Genomic DNA, 20,070 nt, shown 5'->3' on the forward strand with positions numbered 1-20,070 from the left:
CTGGACATGTTTTGTAAAGTTTGCGCTGGTCGAGTTAATGGTCCATGACAGCACCAAGTCAGTCGTGTGACAGCGCTTATCAGCCTGCCCGGGTGTAGACTGGCGGCCTGATACGGGAGACCCGCGATGAGACCGATCCTCACGCTCCGCCAATACAGCCACGACCTGATCGTCCACAGCCACGACCACGCGCAATTGGTGTTCGGGCTTTCGGGCGCCCTGGATTTCGAGGTTGACGGCCGTGGCAGTCAGGTGGTGCAGCAGAGTTTCGTGGTGATACCGTCAGGCGCTCATCATGCGTGCGGCAGCCCCAATGGCAGCCGCTGCCTGGTGCTGGATGTGCCCGGCGAACAATGGGTTGCCCAGTCGTTGGGCGATCACGCCGAGTCCAGCCGGCGCTTGCTCGACAACGCCGGCCGCCTGTCACTGGATGCCGGGCAAAGCCAATTGGTCAGTTGGCTGGCGAACAGTCCGGTCGATGATCCGCTGATTGCACAACAAGGCGCGGTGCTGCTACTGGCCAGTCTCAATAACGCCAGGCCCGAGGCCGTCGGCGGCCGGCGCCTGCCCTATGCCGCGCTGAATGCACACATCGATCAGTACGCGGCGTACCCACTGCAAGTGGCCGATCTGGCCCGGGTGGCTGGCCTTTCCAGTGCCCGATTGCATGCTCGATTCGTCGCCGAATGCGGGCAGACGCCGATGGACTACATCCGCAGCCGACGCCTGCACATCGCGGTGGGCTTGCTGCGCAACTCGGCGCTGCCCATCGGCGAGATTGCCAGCCGCGTCGGCTATAGCTCCCAGAGTGCCTTTGCGGCGACGGTGTTGCGCGAGTTCGGGGCATCGCCCGGGAAACTGCGGCGCGAGGCTGGCGACAAAAATCGCTAGTTTGCCGACAGACTTGATGGGCGATTACGCGCTTCAATGATGCCTCTGTTCATTTGTCGTCAAGGATTGCAATGACTCCCCGTACCGCCCTTGGCGCCTTGCATATCGGCGCATTGATGTTCGGTCTGACCGGCGTGTTCGGCAAACTGGCCGCCGCGTCACCGGCGATCATCGTTTTCGGCCGCGCCGCTTTTGCCGTGCTCGCGCTGGCGTTTTTTGCACGGTTCGCCAGCCAGACGCGCTGGCAGAAACTCGAGGCCGTGGACTGGCGTCGACTGCTGCTCAGCGGCTTGTTGCTGGCCGGGCACTGGGTGAGTTTCTTCATTGCGGTGAAAGTAGCAGGCGTGGCGATTGCGACGCTTGGCTTCGCCAGTTTCCCGGCCTTTACCGTGATCCTCGAAGGGCTGATCTTCCGCGAGCGCATTCGCGCCAATGAGATCGTGCTGGTGCTGCTGGTGAGTATCGGGCTGGTGCTGGTCACACCTGATTTTGACCTGGCCAGCGGCGCCACCACAGGTCTGCTGTGGGCCGTGGGTTCCGGGTTGTTGTTCGCCCTGTTGTCGCTGACCAACCGTGCCAGCTCCGGGCGCGTCCCGCCCGTGCAGGCAGCGCTGTGCCAGAACGTGGTGGTTGCCCTGTGCCTGCTGCCGGTGGCGGCGCCTCAATTGAGCGAAGTGCGTGCCATCGACTGGCTGTGGATCGGCCTGCTCGGTGTGTTCTGTACCGGTGTCGCCCACAGCCTGTTCGTCGCCAGCCTCGCGGTGATCAAGGCACGCACCGCCGCCGTGGTGTTCGCCCTGGAGCCGGTCTACGGCATCACCGTCGCGTGGCTACTGTTCAACGAAAACCCCACCCTGCGCATGTTGCTGGGGGGCGCGCTGATCATTGTGGCGATTGTGGTGTCCAGCAGGTTCTCGACTGGCACAAGCAAGAAAGCCGTTACAGCCGAGGCCGCGTCTCACTGAGTGCGGTCGTTGTGCCCCAGGTCGCGGTCCGGGTCGATCTGATCACGGACCCGCTGCTTGAGCACTTTGGCCTCAGGAAAGCCACCGTCCGCCTTGCGTTCCCAGATCTGCACGGCGTCACAGTAAATATGAAAGACCCCGCCAGTGCCTGGCACCAGGGAGACTTTGCCCAGGTCATCACCAAAGGTGCTGAGCAGTTCCTGGGCCAGCCAGGCCGCACGCAACAGCCACTGGCATTGCGTGCAATAGGTGATGACAATTTCCGGTTTGCTGACGGTCATGATGGGGCGTAACTCCAGAGTTTGACGACGCCGCTATGATAGCCCGACCGGAGGCTGCCGGGACGGCGAAGCGGGTTGCGCCTCCAATTCGAACGCAGGCTCGATCATGGCCAGAGCAGCCGACTGCTGGTTCTCGTTTGGGCTGATCACGTCCCAACTCGACACCATGGACAACTCCTCCAGGTTGAGCCGGTACTCATCGTCAGCGACGGATTCGCCAGACATCGCCAAATCCGCAACCACTGCCACCGCAGCAGCGACCGGGATGGAATGACGGCTATCGACCCGTTCAAGCTCATCGTTGGCCGGCACCCCGCCGCGATGCACTGCGGCCGGTTGCATGACGGGGGGCCACATCACTGGCTCGGTAAAGAGCTCAGCCAGCGGTTCATGCTGCGACGGCACAGCCTCTGACACTGTGTCTCGATGCTGCCAGCGGCGAAAAAACCAGCCCAGCGACAGCAACGCCATCAGCGCTGACACGCCGGCAATCGGCAGCCAGCCAATCCCGGGGTTTTCAGCAATGGCGGGGGGTGGCGTCACCGCATCGGAAGCAACGGGTTGCGTCTTTACCTTCTTGAGCTCCGCCAGTTGGGTGTGCAGTTCAGCCAACTGTTTTTTCTGGTCGGCGATCAGCTCATCCTGGCTTTGAAGCTTCGCATTGAGCTCATCGACAGTGGTTTGCAGCGAGTGGTTTTGCAGGGTGCTGGCGGCCAGTTGTTCGACAGCGGGATCAACCACGGCGACGTCCGGTTCTGGCGTCGTCTTTGTCACGGGTGACGGCGCCATGTCCGGTTGGACACGGGGGAATGCGGACGTCGGGGACCGGAAAACCGGTTCATCGGCGGCGGGAACAACGCCTGGCGCACCCGGAGGATCGATCAGCACCGTGTACTCACGCAGCAATCGCCCATTAGGCTGATTGATCTGCACGAGAAAATTCAGGAAGGGTTCACTGACCGGCTTGCTGGAGGTCACCTGGATAACGCTGCGATTACCACGCAGGACCGGAGTGAACTTCAGGTTATCGAGGAAAAATACCCGGTCGACCCCGGCACGGCTGAACTCGTCTGCCGTTGCCAGGCTCACCGACAGTTCGTTCTCCTCAAGGCCAGCCGCATCCACCAGTGCGATATCGGCACGCAGCGGTTGATTCAGCGCCGAATGCAGGGTGATTTCACCCAGGCCCAGCGCAGGCGCCCATGCCGAATAAGTGACAGCGGCCCCGGCCAGTAACCACTGAGAACCACCGCGTAAAACCAATCGCCAACACTTGAGCATGAGCATCCTTGAGATCTACAGAAACTACCCGTACGCATTCGTACATCCGTTACGAACACGATATCGCCGAGTAGTTCTTATAGTTTGCCCAATGCGGTCTCTCAAAAACCTGGCGTTCGGTTATGCCTCAAGACTTTTCAAGGTTGCCCAGGATGTGCCCGTGAACCCGCATGCACACCTTCAAGTCCGCTTCATCGACGCCTTCGAACAGTTCGTGACGCAGTTGCGTGGCAATGGTTTCAATTTGTTCGATCAGGGGACGCGCCGGCGCGCAGAGCACGATTTTCTTTGCCCGACGGTCTTCCAGCACGGCCTGGCGTTGCACCAGGCCCTGGCTTTCCAGGCTGTCGAGTAAACGGGCCAGGGTCGGGCCTTCGACGCCGACGCTTTGTGCCAGTTCTCGCTGGGTCGGTGCTTCATCGAAACGTGCCAGGTGCAGCAGCACCAGCCAGCGCGCCTGGGACAAGCCCATGCCCGCCAGACGGCGGTCCAGTTCGGCACGCCAGCCGCGGGACATCTGGGCCAATTGCATGCCAAAGCGGTGTTGATCGGTTAACGGCATAAAACACTCAAGATTAGACTGAAATAAATAAAAACTAATTATTAGTCAGCTAAGCATGAGCCTCGACTTGAGGCAAGGCTTGATCTGTACTGAATCGTTACATCAGCGCTACAGATGTCTCAAATCTCGAACTCCGACTGCAAGGCAGCACGAACGCAGTACAAAACCCCTTCCGGTACCCTGCCCGCGAACAATGCGGCGATTTCGGAAACCGCCGGCAATTCGCCTTCGCCGTCGAGAAAGGCGTCCTGCACTTCACCCATCAGGTCTTCAGGCAGATCCAGTGCCTGTTCCAACGACAACTGCTGCTTGCCAATCGCTTCGGCCAGCATGGTGTAGACGTTCTTTTCCGAGCACTGCAACTGACCGGCGATCTGCACCGGCGTCATCCCGGCCCGCGCCAGAGTGATCAGTTCGTGACGCACGTCGGCCACCGCTTTCGGCGCCTCGACCTGGCCGCCGAGCACCTCGAGGAAGGCCTCGCCGTAGCGCTCCAGCTTGCGCGCGCCGACGCCGCTGACCCGGGCCATTTCCGCCAGAGAAGTCGGCTGGCTGCGCAGCATCTCCAGCAGGGTCGAGTCGGGAAAGATGACGTACGGCGGTACGCCATGTTCTTCGGCGAGCTTGCGTCGCAGGGCGCGCAAGGCTTCCCATTGTTCGCGCTCCTCGCCACGGACCAGCTGGCTCGCCTGGCTCTTGCTGCTTTTCGCCACGGTTTGCGCCTTGAGGTCGCGGCGCAGCTCCAGGGTCACTTCGCCCTTGAGCAACGGCCGGCAACTGTCGCTCAGGCGCAGTCCGCCATAGCCCTCATGGTCGACATCGGCCAGCCCGCGAGCCACCAATTGGCGGAACAGGGAGCGCCACTCGCCTTCGGCCCTCGCCTTGCCGACTCCAAACACCGACAGATGCTGATGACCGAAATTGCGGACCTTTTCGTTGTCCTTGCCGAGCAGTACATCCACCAGGTGCCCGACCCCGTAGCGCTGACCGGTGCGGTAGATCGCCGACAGCGCCTGACGCGCAGGCTCGGTGGCATCCCAGGTCTGCACGCCGTCGACGCAGTTGTCGCAATGGCCGCAAGGCTCGGGCATGTCTTCGTCGAAGTAGGCCAGCAGCGTTTGCCGACGGCAGCGGGTTTCTTCGCACAGCGAGAGCATGGCGTCTAGCTTGTGCTGCTCCAGGCGCTTGTGGCGCTCGTCGCCTTCGGAGTTCTGCAGCATCTGCTTGAGCATCACCACGTCTTGCAGGCCGTAGGCCATCCAGGCATCCGCCGGCAGACCGTCACGGCCGCCACGACCGGTTTCCTGATAGTAGGCTTCAAGGGATTTCGGTAGATCGAGGTGGGCGACAAAACGCACGTTGGGCTTGTCGATGCCCATGCCGAACGCCACCGTCGCAACCATGATCAGGCCTTCCTCATTGAGGAAGCGTTTCTGATGGTAGGCCCGCATATCGTTGGGCAGACCAGCGTGGTACGGCAGCGCCGGAAAGCCTTGTTCGCTGAGGAACGCGGCGACTTCCTCGACTTTCTTGCGCGACAGGCAATACACGATGCCGGCATCGCTACGGCGCTCGGCGAGGAACGCCAGCAACTGCTTGCGCGGCTGCTCCTTGGGCACGATGCGATAAAAAATGTTCGGCCGGTCGAAGCTCGACAGGAAGCGCTCGGCGTCTTGCAGGTGCAAACGGGTGACGATTTCTTCCCGGGTGCGCTTGTCGGCCGTGGCGGTCAGGGCGATGCGCGGTACATCGGGGAACATTTCCGCCAACTGGCCCAGTTGCAGGTATTCCGGACGGAAATCGTGGCCCCATTGCGACACGCAGTGTGCTTCGTCGATGGCGAACAAGGCGATGTCCAGCCCCTGCAGAAATGACAGCATGCGCGGCTGGACCAGTCGTTCCGGTGCCAGATAGAGCATTTTCACTTCACCGCGGCGGATACGGGCGGCGAGGTCGCGCTGCTGCTCGGCGCTGAGGGTGGAGTTCAACGCGGCGGCGGCCACCCCCAGCTCTTCGAGGGTGGCGACCTGGTCGTCCATCAGTGCGATCAGCGGCGAGACCACCACCGCCAGGCCTTCGCGCAACAGCGCCGGGACCTGGAAACACAAGGACTTGCCGCCACCGGTAGGCATCAGGACCAGGGCATCGCCACCACTGGCCACACGCTCAATGATTGCACCCTGGCGGCCACGGAAACTGTCGTAGCCGAAGATGTCCTTGAGGACGCGTTGAGCCTGTTCGAGCATAGAAACTCCAAAAATCACCGAAACATCCCTGCAAGGCTGGTTCAGAACCCGCGATGCTGCACCGACAAATCGTAAGTGCGCATTGCATGACGCTTCACATCTCAGCCGTGACGCCAGCAGGGCATCACAAAACGCGCGAGTATACCCGAGCCCCGTCCGGCAAAGGGTGCCGCTGATAAGACACCGGCTAACCTGATTTGCAAAAAAACTGTGGGAAACCTGTGGGAGCGAGCTTGCTCGCGATGAGGCCATCACAGTCAACATTGATTTCGCCTGAACCACCGCCATCGCGAGCAAGCTCGCTCCCACAGAGATACCGCTTGACCGAACTGTATGGGGGGCAGCGCCCACAAACGGGCAAATATGCCGTGCGGCTGGCCCAAGTGCTCAAGAAGGCCTAGAATTCCCGCATCGAACATTCCCCAAGGTAGTCCTTTAATGTCCTTCGCTGAGCAACTAACCCGCCTGCAAGTCTTCCTCGACGCTGATGAACTGCATGACGAGGCGCTGGACTACGTGGCCGCCCACGGCTACCTCACCGCGCTGTCGATCTGCTCCGAAGTGGTTCCCGACCGTGAATGGATCGACGCCCTCTTCGCCGAAGAGCCGCACTACAGCGGCGAAGCCCAGCGCGAAGAGATCGAAGCCACGCTGATCGGCCTCAAGGCCCACATCGCCCGCCAACTGGCCTCCGACGAAGAGTTCGAGCTGCCGTGCGACCTTGACCTGGGCGACGATCCGGATGATTCCGAACTGCGCGGCTGGTGCATCGGTTTCATGGAAGGCGTGTTCCTGCGTGAAGAAGCCTGGTTCGAAACCGCCGAAGACGAAGTCAGCGAAATGCTGCTGCCGATCATGGTCGGTTCGGGCCTGTTCGACGAGCAACCGGAGTTCTCCGACATTGCCGCCGATGCCAACCTGATGGACGACATGATCGTGCAGATCCCGGAAGCCCTGACCGCGCTGTACCTGCTGTGCAACGCGCCAGACGAAAAACCGGCGATTCTCAAGCCACGTCACCACTAAGGTTCTGCCTATGGACAACCCCATAGGCAACCGCCCCCTGATGTTGCGCTACGTGCTGCTGGCCATCGGCTGGCTGAGCGTAGCGCTGGGGGTGATCGGGATTTTCCTGCCGGTATTGCCCACCACCCCTTTTCTGCTGCTGGCGGCGGCCTGCTTTGCCCGCAGTTCCCCGCGCTTCTATCAGTGGCTGGTTGAGCATCCCCGGCTGGGGCCATGGATTCGCGACTACCTCAACGGCAATGGCATTCCGCTCAAGGGCAAGGCCTACGCCATCGGCCTGATGTGGGCGAGCATCCTGTTCTCCTGCTATCTGGTGCCGCGTCCCTGGGCACAGGGGTTCATGCTGACCAGTGCGGTGCTGGTGACCTTCTACATCCTCAATCAGAAAACCCTGCGCAAATCCTGACCACAAAAAGCTCGGTGAGCGCCTGTCGGCCGACGACCTGCCCTCCCCCCGCAAAAACTCCACCTAAACTTCACCCATCCACACTCGAGCAGCCAGACATGGCCCGCAGTCTGCGTAGTCCAGGATGGCCAGCGCTCCGACTTCGGCTCGGCGGCTGGATGCTGCTGGCCGGTTTGCTACTGACTGCATTCAACGGGGTCCGTGCCGACCGGGATTTTTCACAGATTCTGCAAACCATTGAACAACGCTACGGCTCGCCGGGACCGGCGCGAGGCCGGATCGAAGCGTGGAGTCAAATGCTGCAGAGCACACGCGGCGCGCCTGAACCTGAGCAACTCAACGCGGTGAACCGTTTCTTCAATCAACAGCTGAACTTTCAGGACGACACGCGCATCTGGCAACAGACCGATTATTGGGCCACCCCCGTCGAAGCCCTGATCAAGGGCGCCGCCGACTGCGAAGACTATGCCCTGGCGAAATACTTCAGCCTGCGCCGACTCGGCATTCCCAGCGAAAAACTGCGCATCACCTACGTCAAGGCCCTGAGTCAGAACCAGGCGCATATGGTGCTGACGTTCTACAGCACCCCCACGACCGACCCGCTGGTACTGGACAACCTGATCGGCGATATCCGCCCCGCGTCCCAACGCAAAGACCTGCTACCGGTGTACGCCTTCAATGCCGAAGGCCTGTACCTGCCGGGCAAAAACGGCGGCCAGCGCAGCAACGACCCGAAAAAGCTGTCGCGCTGGCAGGACGTGTTGAAAAAGATGCAGGCCGAAGGCTTCGACATAGGGGACGGCTGACCGCCATGGCAAGGAGCGATGTATGACACTGCGTAAACAGCTGTTCCTGGCCATCTGCCTGTTCCTGTTGGTGGCGTTCAGCGGTAGTTTTTTTGCCAGCCTGGAAAGCTCCCGCGAGCAAACCCTCAGTCAGCTGCGCGCCCACGCCCAGGACGCAGCCACCGCGCTGGGGCTGTCACTGACCGCACAGGTCGATGACCCGGCCATGATGGAGCTGATGGTCAGCTCGATTTTCGACAGTGGCTACTTCAGCAGCATCCGCGTCATCAGGCTCAAGGATCAGCAAACCCTGGCGGAGCGCAGCGCACCGACGAAAATCGACGGTGCGCCTGACTGGTTCGTCAACCTGGTCGACCTGCGCCCGGAAGGTGGCGATGCCTTGATCATGCGCGGCTGGGAACAACTGGCACGGGTCGAAGTGCTGAGCAATCCGCAATTTGCCCTGGCCAAGCTCTGGGACAGCACTCTCGGCAGCCTGATCTGGTTGTTGTTGTGCGGGCTGTTCAGTGCGGTGATTGGAGGATGGATGCTGCGTAGGCAATTTCGTCCACTCGACAGCATGGTCCGACAAGCTGAAGCCATCAGCAAACGCGAGTTTCTCAGCCTGCCAAAACTGCCGCGCACACCGGAACTGAAACGGGTGGTGCTGGCGATGAACCAGATGGTCGAGAAGCTCAAGGCGCTGTTCGCCGAAGAAGCCGCACGCAGCGAAAAACTGCGGGCCGAATCCTATCTGGACAGCCTCACCGGCCTGGCCAACCGGCGCCTGCTCGACGAGCAACTGGCCGACCATTTACGCGTGTGCGAACAGAGCCGCGATGGCCATTTGCTGATGCTGCGGATCAACGACCTGAACGGGCTCAACCAGCGACTGGGTGGCCAACGAACTGACACGCTGATCAGTGCCGTGGGCGAATTGTTCAAGCGCCTGACTCAATTGCCGGAGCGTCGCACCTGGCTGGCGGCACGCAATCGTGGCGGCGAATTCAGTCTGCTGACGCCGGGTCTGGACGCCCAAAGTGCAGCGCGTCTGGCCTCCGATGTCAGTGTCAGCCTGGAAAACCTGCGCCTGACCGGAGCCAGCGACTGCATGCCCGTCGCCCATCTGGGCGTTGTCGCCTATCGCCCCGGGGAGCCGATCAGCACTGTACTCCTGCGCCTTGACCAGGCACTGACCGAGTCCCGGCAGCATCCCGAGCGACCCTGGGTGCATTTGAGCCATCGTGACACCGCGCCGAATCACTCCCAGCATGACTGGCGCACCTGGATCGACGATGCCTTGACCGAAGGCAAAATGCAGCTGTACTTCCAGCCCGTCGTGCAATGCGCCGACACCYGCCAGGTGCTGCATCACAAAGTGCTCGCACGCCTGCTCGACCCACAGGGCGAGGCGATTGCCGCCGGGCATTTCCTGCCGTGGATCGAGCGTCTCGGCTGGTCGGCACGGTTTGACCTGGTGATGCTCGAGGCCGCGCTGGACGACCTGGTAGTCAACCGCAGGCCTTTGGCACTGAGCCTGTCCGATCGCACCCTGGGCGATCCAGTGCAGTGGCAGACGATCCTCGACCTGCTCGACTCCCTCCCGGATCTGGCACCACTGCTGACCCTGGAAATCGACGAGCGCCAATTGCCGTCACCCGAAGCACTACAACGCTTGAGCAGCAGCCTGCTCAAGACCGGTTATCGCATCGGCGTGCAACACTTCGGTGGGCGCTTCAGTCAGATCGGCAACCTGACCCAATTGGGGTTGGCGTACCTGAAAATAGATGGGGCCTACATTCGTAACATCGACGAGCAGACAGACAAGCGGATGTTCATCGAAGCGATCTTTCGCGCGACCCACAGCATTGATTTGCCGCTGATTGCCGAGATGGTCGAGACACGCGGGGAACTGGAAGCAATCAGGGAGTTGGGTGTATTCGGGGCCATGGGGCGGTTGATCGGGGCGCCAGAGCCGATGTGATGATAGGTACGTCGAGGTTCTGTAGCCACCGATAGGACATCGGCCTTTGACCCGGACAACAAAAAACCCGCCCCCTTCACAGGGATGGCGGGTTTTTAGTGGGCTTTCAGTTCACACGGTATCCACCTTCAACGAATGATCGTTGAGCATGCCGTTGATGATGGTCGCCGTGTCATGCCCGCCCGCGATCACCCCGCCCACCCCCGGCGTTACACCATAATGACTGGCGAGGTTGACGCCAGCCAGGTCGATGGTCTGGTTCGGCGCGGCGCCGGCCATGGCGCTGACGTCGATGCTGGTCACCGTCGACGGCCCGCTGCCGGTGACGGTGAAGTGCAGGTAGTCATCCAGTGAAGCCGTGGTGCCGCTCTCCCCTTGCAGCAGCTGCGACAGGTCGAGCTTGTCGGTGCCGGGGGTGAAGTCGGTGATCAAGTCATGGCTGCTGTTGCCCTTGAGCCACTGGAAGGTGTCGACCCCGGCTCCGCCGGTCAGGGTGTTGTTGCCCAGGCCGCCGATCAGCCAGTCATCGCCGCCTCCGCCGTTGAGCATGTCGTTGCCCAGGCCGCCGTTGATCACGTTGCTGTTGTTGTCACCGGTCAGGGTGTCGTTGAAGTTCGAACCTGTGAGGTTTTCGATACCGGTCAGGGTGTCCGAGCCCGCGCCCAGGGTGTTTTGCCCACCGGGCAGGCTGAGGTCGACCGTCACTCCGGCGGTGGCGTGGGCGTAACTGGCCGTGTCGATGCCCGTACCGCCATCGAGTATGTCATTGCCTGGGCCGCTGAAGAGCAAATCATTGCCGGTGCCGCCGTGCAGCTCGTTGTTGCCGGAGCCGGCAGTGAGCACATCGTTGCCGTCGCCGGCATTGATGATGTTGTTACCCGTGCCTGCCACCAGTACGTCATCCCCGCTAGTGCCGGTGAGGGTGTGGCCGTCCTGATAGCTGATGGTCAGGTTGGCCGAGTCGCTGCCGCCATGGTTGTCGTTGGCGGTGTAGGTGTCGTGGTAGTCCGGGGTGACGTCGTGTGCCCCGGCGTAGTTGACGGTCATGGTTAGCTGATAGTTTTCCGCCGCATTCGTATTGCCGTTACCGGGGTCGGTGATGTTGGTCATGTGGATCTGGTAAGTGCCATCCGCGCTTGCGGTGATGGTACCGCCATCGGCGATGCTGACGAACGCCCCGCCGTTGAGCGAATACTCCATCGTGACGTGCCCGGGGTCCAGGTTGTGATCGAGGTTGAGCGTCTCACCTTGTTTCAGCTTGACCGTGATGAGGTCTTCATTGTTGCCATTGGAGCTGTTCGCTTTGTCGAGATAGCCACTGACCACCAGCAGCGCCGTCATGGTCGCCGTGTTGGCCGCAAAGGCATTGCGCACGTCTGCCAGACTCTGGTTGGCAGGGTTGTTGTTGGTGCCGGTGAAGTTGATCGCGCCGGTGCCGGTGAAGTCCGCGCCCTTGGCTATCCAGCCGGTGTTGAAGGAGGTCGGTGTCGCCGAGAGTTGATCCCCATTGGGGTCAGTGTCGTTGGCCAGCAACAGTTCGCCCGGCACCACGACAGTGCCCGAGAGCACGTTGGTGATGACGTTATCATCGGCGGCCACTGGCGGTGCGTTCGGTATGACCTTGACCGTCAGGGTGGCGCTGGCCAGGTCGCCGTCGTTGTCGCTGGCGGTGAAGGCGATGTTTTCGGTGATCAACACCGATGTGGTTTTCTGCGAAATGTAGGCGTATTCACCGGTATCGAGATTGATCTGCAAGGTACCGCTGTTGCTGGTGGCAATGCTCAACGTGTTGTCCACGGTGTTGAACGTGCCGTGGTTGAGCCCGCCGCTGAAGCTCAGCGCGCCCTGATTGCTGTTGCCGCTCGGATCGTAGGTGTACGTGGTGCCGTCCACCGTGATGGTTTTGATGAAGCCGCCATCGGCGCCGAAGGTACCGCCCTCGCCCAGCAGCGAACCGGTTACCGGTGCGCCGATCACAGTGCCGGACAGCACCGAGTTGAGCTGGTTTAGGTCGGTCACCACCACCGCATTGGTGTCGGTGTGGCTGCTGCCGTCATAGGCCAGTGGATTGAGGTTGGCGTTGCTGACGCCGCTGCCCAGGCCGATCGCGTAGTTCTTGATGTCGTTGGCATCGAGGAAGGCTTTCAGAGCGGTCTCGTCGGCAGCGCCGATTTCCTGACCGGTGGTGGGCTTACCGTCGGAGAAGAAGTAGCCGACGTTTTGCGCACCGGTCAGTTTGCCCGAGGTGTTGAACGCGGTCTGCATGGTCAGCACGGCCGCGTCGTAGTTGGTATTGCCGTTCGCGCTGAGGCCGGCCAGCAGTGTCTTGGCGGTCGCTACATCGACCCACACCGAGGTCATGTCGGTGGCGCTGCTGCTGAAGGTGACAAGCTGCACTTTCACATCGCCGAGGTCGTCGTATTTATCCAGCAAGGCACTGATGGCCTGCTTGGCCAGATCCAGCCGTGACAGGTTCGACACGCCGGAAGGGTCGGCCATGCTGCCGGAGACATCGAGCACGATCAGCAGGTTGGAATCGATTTCCACCGCCGCCACCGAGCGATCCGTTGCCACTGCCTTGGGCACGTCATCGACAATGTTGACCACGATGGTGCTGGTGCTGCTGTTGCCCAGCGCATCGGTGGCCTTGTAGGTGAAGCTTTCACTCAGGCTGTTCGGCCCGTCGTTGGCATTCGGCGAGGTTTTCGGCGCCGAGGTGAGGGTGTAGGTGTAGGTGCCGTCGGGGTTGAGCAGGATTTGCCCGTAGGTGCCGGTGGCGCTGCCGACCAGGGTGTAGGTGAGCGCACCGCTGCCACCCGAGACAGATCCGACCAGGGTGCCGGACGCGGTTTCGCCCGTGTTGCCCGGGTCGCTGCCGGTGACCGTAGCGACGGCCAGGTCCTGCCCATCCATGCTCAGGTCGAGGGCTTTTTCGTAGACCGTCACGTCGCTATCGGGGTTGGCCTTGATAATGCTGTTGGTCACGTCGATGGTGATGGTGGTGGTGCTTTCATCGCCATCGGAATCGCGCACGGTATAGGTGAACGTATCGGTCACCCCCGCATCGCCGACCGAACCCGGGTTGCTGTGATACACCGCGTTGCCGTTGGCATCGAGGGTCAGGTAGCCATAGGTGCCATTGATCTGGTTGCCCAACCCGCCGATGGCCGACGTCGAGGTATTGCTACCGGCGCGCACGCCGACCACCGTCGCCGGACCATCGGCACCGCTGATGTCGTTGCCCAGCACACTGATGTTGACGGTGCCGCCCTCCACTACCGACGACGAGTCAGGTTTGGCGCTCGGCAGGTCATCGACGATGTTGACGTTGATCTGCCCGGTCGCCGGGTCGCCATCGGTATCGGTAGCGACGACGTTGAAGTTCTCGGTCAGGTTGTTGGCGCCGTTGGCAGTCGGGTGCCCCTCATTATCGTTGAGGGTGTAGCTGTAGCTGATCACTCCGGTGGCGGCGTTGAACCCGGTGATGGTCAGGGTGCTGCCCAGTGGCGTGACGGCCGTCAGCGGGAAGCCGGCGACCACACCACCGCTGACGACAGTGATGCCGCCGACGGTCAGGGTTTGCAGGCCATCGAGCGCGGTGACGGTGAAGGTGCCGTTCTGGGTCAGGGCAGGCGTGTTGGGGCTGCTGCCGTCGCTGAGGTTTTTCTCGTAGACCGTCAGCTCACCGCCATACACGATGAGGCCGTTGAGGGTCACCGGATCGTCGTTGTTGTAGACGTTGAGCACCAGGTTGGCGGTGCTGCTGTCGCCGTCCGCATCGGTGAGGGTGTAGGTGAAGGTTTCGCTGCCGTCGCCGCCGCCGTGCAACGCCTTGAAGTCGGCATCGCTGGTGTTGAGGGTGTAGGTGTAAGTGCCGTTGGCGTTGAGCACCAGGGTGCCATAGGTGCCGGTGAAGGTGCCGGGGGTGATCGGGCCGGCATTTTCTCCGAGCGTCACCCGGTCAGCGCCTTGCACGTCGTTGCTCAACACGTTGCCGTTGAGGGTCAGCAGGGTTTCCGAGGCCGTTGAAGCATTGCTGTCGTACACGCCATTGGGCAGGTCGTCGACGATGTTCACGTCGAGGCTGCCGGTGGCGGTGGTGCCGTTGTCGTCGACCACGGTCACGGCGAACTGTTCGGGCAAGGTGTTGGCGCCGTTGGCGGTTGGGTGCGCTTCGTTATCGTTGAGGGTGTAGCTGTAGCTCACGACACCGGTCGCCGCGTTGAACCCGGTGATGGTCAGCGTGCTGCCCAGTGGCGTGGTGATCGATTGCGGGAAGCCGGCGGCCACGCCACCGCTGACGACAGTGATGCCGCCCACGGTCAGGGTGGTGACGCCGTCGAGGGCGGTCACGGTGAAGGTGCCGCTCTGGGTCAGAGCAGGCGTGTTGGGGCTGCTGCCGTCGCTGAGGTTTTTCTCGTAGACCGTCAGCTCACCGCCATACACGTTGAGGCCGTTGAGGGTCACCTGATCATCGTTGTTGTAGACGTTGAGCACCAGGTTCGCGGTGCTGCTGTCGCCGTCCGCATCGGTGAGGGTGTAGGTGAAGGTTTCGCTGCCGTCGCCGCCGCCGTGCAACGCCTTGAAGTCGGTATCGCTGGTGTTGAGGGTGTAGGTGTAAGTGCCGTTGGCGTTGAGCACCAGGGTGCCGTAGGTGCCGGTGAAAGTGCCGGGGGTGATGGGGCCTGCGTTTTCACCCACGGCTACCCGATCGGCGCCTTGCACGTCGTTGCTCAGCACGTTGCCGTTGAGGGTCAGCAGGGTTTCCGAGGCCGTTGAAGCATTGCTGTCGTCCACGCCATTGGGCAGGTCGTCGACGATGTTCACGTCGAGGCTGCCGGTGGCGGTGGTGCCGTTGTCGTCGACCACGGTTACGGCGAACTGCTCAGGCAGGGTGTTGGCGCCGTTGGCGGTTGGGTGCGCTTCGTTGTCCACCAGGGTGTAGCTGTAGCTGACCACGCCAGTGGCGGAGTTGAACCCGGTGATGGTCAGCGTGCTGCCCAGCGGGCTGGTGATCGATTGCGGGAAGCCGGCGGCCACGCCACCGCTGACCACGGCGATACCGCCGACGGTCAGGGTGGTGACGCCATCCAGCGCGGTGATGGTAAACGTGCCGCTCTGAGTCAGGGCTGGTGCGTCCGGGCTGCTGCCGTCGCTGAGGTTTTTCTCGTAGACCGTCAGCTCACCGCCATACACGTTGAGGCCGTTGAGGGTCACCGGATCGTCGTTGTTGTAGACGTTGAGCACCAAGTAGGCGGTGCTGCTGTCGCCGTCCGCATCGGTGAGGGTGTAGGTGAAGGTTTCGGTGCCGTCGCCGCCGCCGTGCAACGCCTTGAAGTCGGCATCGCTGGTGTTGAGGGTGTAGGTGTAAGTGCCGTTGGCGTTGAGCACCAGGGTGCCATAGGTGCCGGTGAAGGTGCCGGGGGTGATCGGGCCGGCATTTTCTCCGAGCGTCACCCGGTCAGCGCCTTGCACGTCGTTGCTCAACACGTTGCCGTTGAGGGTCAGCAGGGTTTCCGAGGCCGTTGAAACATTGCTGTCGTACACGGCTTTTGGCAGGTCGTCGACGATGTTGACGTCCAGTGAACCGGTCGCGGTGCTGCCGTTGTTGTCGACCACGGTTACGGTGAACTGCTCAGGCAGGGTGTTGGCGTCGTTGCCAGTCGGGTGCGCTTCGTTGTCGTTGAGGGTGTAGCTGTAGTTCACGACACCGGTCGCGGCGTTGAACCCGGTGATGGTCAGGGTGCTGCCCAGTGGTGTGGTGATCGATTGCGGGAAGCCGGCGGTTACGCCACCGCTGACCACGGCGATACCGCCGACGGTCAGGCTCGTGACGCCGTCCAGCGCGGTCACGGTAAACGTGCCGCTCTGGGTCAACATCGGTGCGTCCGGACTGCTGCCGTCGCTGAGGTTTTTCTCGAATACGGTGAGTTCGCCACCCTCAACATTCAAACCGCCAATCGTGATCGAGTCATCGTTGTTGTGGATCTGCAGCACCAGATAGGCGGTGCTGCTGTCGCCGTCCGCATCGGTGAGGGTGTAGGTGAAGGTTTCGGTGCCGTCGCCGCCGCCATGCAACGCCTTGAAGTCGGCATCGCTGGTGTTGAGGGTGTAGGTGTARGTGCCGTTGGCRTTSAGCACCARRGTGCCRTAGGTGCCGGTGAAGGTGCCGGGRGTGATSGGGCCGGCRTTTTCYCCGAGCGGCACGCGGTCGGCGCCTTGCACGTCGTTGCTCAGCACGTTGCCGTTGAGGGTCAGCAGGGTTTCCGAGGCCGTTGAAGCATGGCTGTCGTCCACGCCACTGGGCAGGTCGTCGACRATGGTCACGTCGAGGCTGCCGGTGGCGGTGGTGCCGTTGTCGTCGACCACGGTCACGGCGAACTGCTCGGGCAGGGTGTTGGCGCCGTTGGCGGTTGGGTGCGCCTCGTTGTCATTCAGGGTGTAGCTGTAGCTGATCACCCCGGTCGCCGCGTTGAACCCGGTGATGGTCAGGGTGCTGCCCAGCGGCGTGGTRATCGATTGCGGGAAGCCGGYGGCCACACCACCGGTGACCACGGCAATGCCGCCGACGGTCAGGGTTTGCAGGCCATCGAGCGCGGCCACCGTGAAAGTCCCGCTCTGGGTCAGTGCCGAGGTGTTGGGGCTGCTGCCATCGCCGAGATTTTTTTCATAAACCGTCAGCTCACCGCCATACACGTTGAGGCCGTTGAGGACCACAGGATCATCGTTGTTGTAGACATTCAGCACCAGGTTGGCCGTGCTGGTGTCGCCGTCAGAGTCGGTGAGAGTGTAGGTGAAGGTTTCGCTGCCGTCGCCGCCGCCGTGCAGGGCTTTGAAGTCGGCATCGCTGGTGTTGAGGGTGTAGGTGTAGGTGCCGTTGGCATTCAGCACCAGGGTGCCGTAAGTGCCGGTGAAGGTGCCGGGGGTGATCGGCCCGGCGCTTTCGCCGACCAGCACCCGGTCGGCGCCTTGCACGTCGTTGCTCAACACGTTGCCGTTGAGGGTCAGCAGGGTTTCCGAAGCCGTTGAAGCATGGCTGTCGTCCACGCCATTGGGCAGGTCGTCGACGATGTTGACGTCCAGTGAACCGGTCGCGGTGCTGCCATTGTCATCGACCACGGTCACGGCGAACTGCTCCGGCAGGGTGTTGGCGCCGTTGCCAGTCGGATGGGCTTCGTTATCGTTGAGGGTGTAGCTGTAGCTCACGACCCCGGTTGCCGCGTTGAACCCGGTGATGGTCAGGGTGCTGCCCAATAGCGTGGTGATCGATTGCGGCAAGCCCGCCGTCACGCCGCCGCTGACCACGGCGATACCGCCCACGGTCAGGGTGGTGACGCCATCCAGCGCGGTCACGGTGAAGGTGCCGTTCTGGGTCAGGGCTGGTACGTCCGGACTGCTGCCATCGCTGAGGTTTTTCTCGAAGACGGTCAACTCGCCGCCCTCAACATTCAAACCGTCAATCGTCACCGAGTCATTGTTGTTGTGGATCTGCAGCACCAGGTCCGCGGTGCTGCTGTCGCCATCGGCGTCCGTCAGCGTATAGGTGAAGGTTTCAGTGCCATTGCCACCGCCGTGCAGGGCTATGAAATCCGCATCGCTGGTATTCAACGTGTAGGTGTAAGTGCCGTTGGCGTTCAGCACCAGGGTGCCGTAGGTGCCGGTGAAGGTGCCGGGAGTGATCGGGCCGCTGTTTTCGCCGAGCGGCACGCGGTCGGCGCCTTGCACGTCGTTGCTCAGCACGTTGCCGTTGAGGGTCAGCAGGGTTTCCGAGGCGGTACCGGCATGGCTGTCGTCCACGCCATTGGGCAGGTCGTCGACGATGGTCACGTCGAGTGAACCGGTCGCGGTGGTGCCGTTGTCGTCGACCACGGTCACGGCGAACTGCTCGGGCAAAGTATTGGCACCATTGGCGGTTGGGTGCGCTTCGTTGTCATTCAGGGTGTAGCTGTAGCTGATCACCCCGGTCGCCGCGTTGAACCCGGTGATGGTCAGGGTGCTGCCCAGCGGCGTGGTAATCGATTGCGGSAAGCCGGTGGCCACGCCGCCGCTGACCACGGCGATGCCGCCCACGGTCAGGCTCGTGACGCCATCCAGCGCGCTGACGGTGAAGGTGCCGTTCTGGGTCAGTGCGGTGGCATCCGGTGCGCTGCCGTCGCTGAGGTTTTTCTCGAAGACCGTGAGTTCGCCACCCCCAACGTTCAATCCGCCAATCGCGATCGGGTCATCGTTGTTGTGGATCTGCAGCACCAGGTCCGCGGTGCTGCTGTCGCCATCGGCGTCCGTCAGCGTATAGGTGAAGGTTTCAGTGCCATTGCCACCGCCATGCAGGGCTATGAAATCCGCATCGCTGGTATTCAACGTGTAGGTGTAGGTGCCGTTGGCATTCAGCACCAAAGTGCCGTAGGTGCCGGTGAAGGTGCCGGGAGTGATGGGGCCGGCGTTTTCCCCGAGCGGCACGCGGTCGGCGCCTTGCACGTCGTTGCTCAGCACGTTGCCGTTGAGGGTCAGCAGGGTTTCCGAGGCGGTGCCATTGTTGTCATCGACCGCTTTGGGCACGTCGTCGATGATGCTGATATCCAGCGTACCGGTAGCGCTGTCGCCATTGCTGTCGATGGCCACCACGGTGACGTGTTCGGCAAGACTATTGGCACCCTCGCCGCTTGCGTGGGATTCGGCACGGTTGAGGGTGTAACTGTAACTGACCACGCCCGTGGCCGGGTCGTAACTGGTGACGGTCAGGGTGCTGCCCAGCGGGGAGGTGATCGACTGCGGGAAATCTGCCGCCACACCGCCGCTGATCAAGTTGATCCCGCCGATGCTGAAGCTGCTCAGCCCGTCGGGCGCATTGATGGTGAAGGTGCCGCTTCGCGTCAGCGAGTCTGCGTTCCTCGCCGAACCGTCGGCCAGGTTGGCTTCATTGACGGTCCGCTCGCCGTTCTGCTCCGACAGGCCGTCGAAGGTGACCGGATTGTTCGGCACTTGCGGAACCACCGGCGGCACCACCGGAGCATCGGCCGCTACAGCGATGTCCGGATTAGCGTTCAGGCGTTCTTCCGGAAGCTCAGGAATGCCATTGAAACCGGCAGTGGGGAAGCCGATGACCGGGTCGACTCGCCCGCCGACTTCTTCGAGCAGGACGAAACCATGACCACTGCCCTGGACGCCGCCCGGTACACCGGTAGTCGTGGCAGGCCCGGCAGCGGTAGCTTCAGCGGTCTGGGTCGGGTCGTCGCCGACCGCAATGGCTTTTTGCAGCCGTTCGACATCCGTCAGCTGCGCTTCGCTCGGCGTCACCGCCTCAGACGATTCCACATGGGGAATCTGATTGGCGAGCAACTGCGGGGTCATCTGCATGCTGCTGCCGCGCCCGAGGGTCAGTTCCTGGCCATTTTGCAGATGCACCGCCACCGCGCCTTCGGCGCCGGTGCTCAGTTGGTCGCCGGCGAACAACCGGTCCCCCTCGACCAGCGCGCGCCGGGTGCCGTCGCTCGCAACCGCGAACACCTGTCCGATGACCTTACTGACGATACCGATGAGCGTAGCCATGTGCACTTCCTCCGCTGCCAACCGTTATCGGCAGCCTGTTTGTGCGAAGAACGTGCGCATGGCTCGAGCGGGTTGTCTGGCGGATCGTGTTCCAGGT

General features: G+C 62.1%; 11 protein-coding genes. 6 read left to right on the forward strand and 5 right to left on the reverse strand.

The features are described 5' to 3' along the window. Positions 1-126: 126 nt before the first annotated feature. Both AC1DRN_RS11160 and AC1DRN_RS11165 read left to right on the forward strand, forming a co-directional pair. Complete coding sequence (locus AC1DRN_RS11160) at positions 127-891, forward strand: AraC family transcriptional regulator (protein WP_223461265.1); 765 nt, start codon at positions 127-129, stop codon at positions 889-891. Between the two features lie 71 nt (positions 892-962). Then, entirely contained in the window at positions 963-1,856 is an 894-nt protein-coding gene (locus AC1DRN_RS11165) for a DMT family transporter (RefSeq protein ID WP_223461264.1), read from the forward strand. Here AC1DRN_RS11165 and AC1DRN_RS11170 read toward each other — a convergent pair. From AC1DRN_RS11170 to recQ, 4 genes are all read right to left on the reverse strand, one after another. Further along, positions 1,850-2,137, reverse strand: a complete 288-nt coding sequence (locus AC1DRN_RS11170) for an Rdx family protein (protein WP_108218586.1) — start codon at positions 2,135-2,137, stop codon at positions 1,850-1,852. The genes AC1DRN_RS11165 and AC1DRN_RS11170 overlap by 7 nt on opposite strands. Before the next feature lie 33 nt (positions 2,138-2,170). Then, on the reverse strand, positions 2,171-3,418 hold the full coding sequence (locus AC1DRN_RS11175; RefSeq protein ID WP_223461263.1) for a type IV pilus assembly protein FimV: 1,248 nt from the start codon (positions 3,416-3,418) through the stop codon (positions 2,171-2,173). A 127-nt stretch (positions 3,419-3,545) separates the two neighbouring features. Continuing rightward, positions 3,546-3,980, reverse strand: coding sequence for a MarR family transcriptional regulator (locus tag AC1DRN_RS11180; protein ID WP_150724407.1), 435 nt, complete (start codon positions 3,978-3,980; stop codon positions 3,546-3,548). 119 nt (positions 3,981-4,099) lie between these two features. After that, positions 4,100-6,226 (reverse strand): DNA helicase RecQ, encoded by a 2,127-nt coding sequence (recQ, locus tag AC1DRN_RS11185; protein WP_223461261.1) that lies wholly within the window; start codon positions 6,224-6,226, stop codon positions 4,100-4,102. A gap of 438 nt (positions 6,227-6,664) precedes the next feature. Between recQ and AC1DRN_RS11190 the strand changes: the two genes are divergently transcribed. The 4 genes from AC1DRN_RS11190 (at position 6,665) to lapD (ending at position 10,427) form a co-directional block, all read left to right on the forward strand. Continuing rightward, positions 6,665-7,252 (forward strand): UPF0149 family protein, encoded by a 588-nt coding sequence (locus tag AC1DRN_RS11190; protein ID WP_007975277.1) that lies wholly within the window; start codon positions 6,665-6,667, stop codon positions 7,250-7,252. A 10-nt stretch (positions 7,253-7,262) separates the two neighbouring features. Continuing rightward, on the forward strand, positions 7,263-7,658 hold the full coding sequence (locus AC1DRN_RS11195) for a YbaN family protein (protein WP_223461259.1): 396 nt from the start codon (positions 7,263-7,265) through the stop codon (positions 7,656-7,658). Positions 7,659-7,756: 98 nt separating this feature from the next. Beyond that, on the forward strand, positions 7,757-8,464 hold the full coding sequence (gene lapG, locus AC1DRN_RS11200) for a cysteine protease LapG (RefSeq protein WP_457266081.1): 708 nt from the start codon (positions 7,757-7,759) through the stop codon (positions 8,462-8,464). Between the two features lie 22 nt (positions 8,465-8,486). Beyond that, positions 8,487-10,427 (forward strand): cyclic di-GMP receptor LapD, encoded by a 1,941-nt coding sequence (gene lapD, locus AC1DRN_RS11205; RefSeq protein WP_477786710.1) that lies wholly within the window; start codon positions 8,487-8,489, stop codon positions 10,425-10,427. 111 nt (positions 10,428-10,538) lie between these two features. On the opposite strand, the gene AC1DRN_RS11210 is transcribed toward lapD, so the two are convergent. Beyond that, a complete protein-coding gene (locus AC1DRN_RS11210; RefSeq protein WP_477786711.1) occupies positions 10,539-19,973 on the reverse strand; it encodes a retention module-containing protein in 9,435 nt (3,144 codons plus the stop codon). Positions 19,974-20,070 lie beyond the last annotated feature (97 nt).

The organism is Pseudomonas sp. P5_B3 (assembly GCF_056400405.1).

Coding starts and splice junctions, on each gene's coding strand:
- AC1DRN_RS11160 (WP_223461265.1), top strand. CDS start 127: ATGAGACCGATCCTCACGCTCCGCCAATACAGCCACGACCTGATCGTC.
- AC1DRN_RS11165 (WP_223461264.1), top strand. CDS start 963: ATGACTCCCCGTACCGCCCTTGGCGCCTTGCATATCGGCGCATTGATG.
- AC1DRN_RS11170 (WP_108218586.1), bottom strand. CDS start 2,137: ATGACCGTCAGCAAACCGGAAATTGTCATCACCTATTGCACGCAATGC.
- AC1DRN_RS11175 (WP_223461263.1), bottom strand. CDS start 3,418: ATGCTCAAGTGTTGGCGATTGGTTTTACGCGGTGGTTCTCAGTGGTTA.
- AC1DRN_RS11180 (WP_150724407.1), bottom strand. CDS start 3,980: ATGCCGTTAACCGATCAACACCGCTTTGGCATGCAATTGGCCCAGATG.
- recQ (WP_223461261.1), bottom strand. CDS start 6,226: ATGCTCGAACAGGCTCAACGCGTCCTCAAGGACATCTTCGGCTACGAC.
- AC1DRN_RS11190 (WP_007975277.1), top strand. CDS start 6,665: ATGTCCTTCGCTGAGCAACTAACCCGCCTGCAAGTCTTCCTCGACGCT.
- AC1DRN_RS11195 (WP_223461259.1), top strand. CDS start 7,263: ATGGACAACCCCATAGGCAACCGCCCCCTGATGTTGCGCTACGTGCTG.
- lapG (WP_457266081.1), top strand. CDS start 7,757: ATGGCCCGCAGTCTGCGTAGTCCAGGATGGCCAGCGCTCCGACTTCGG.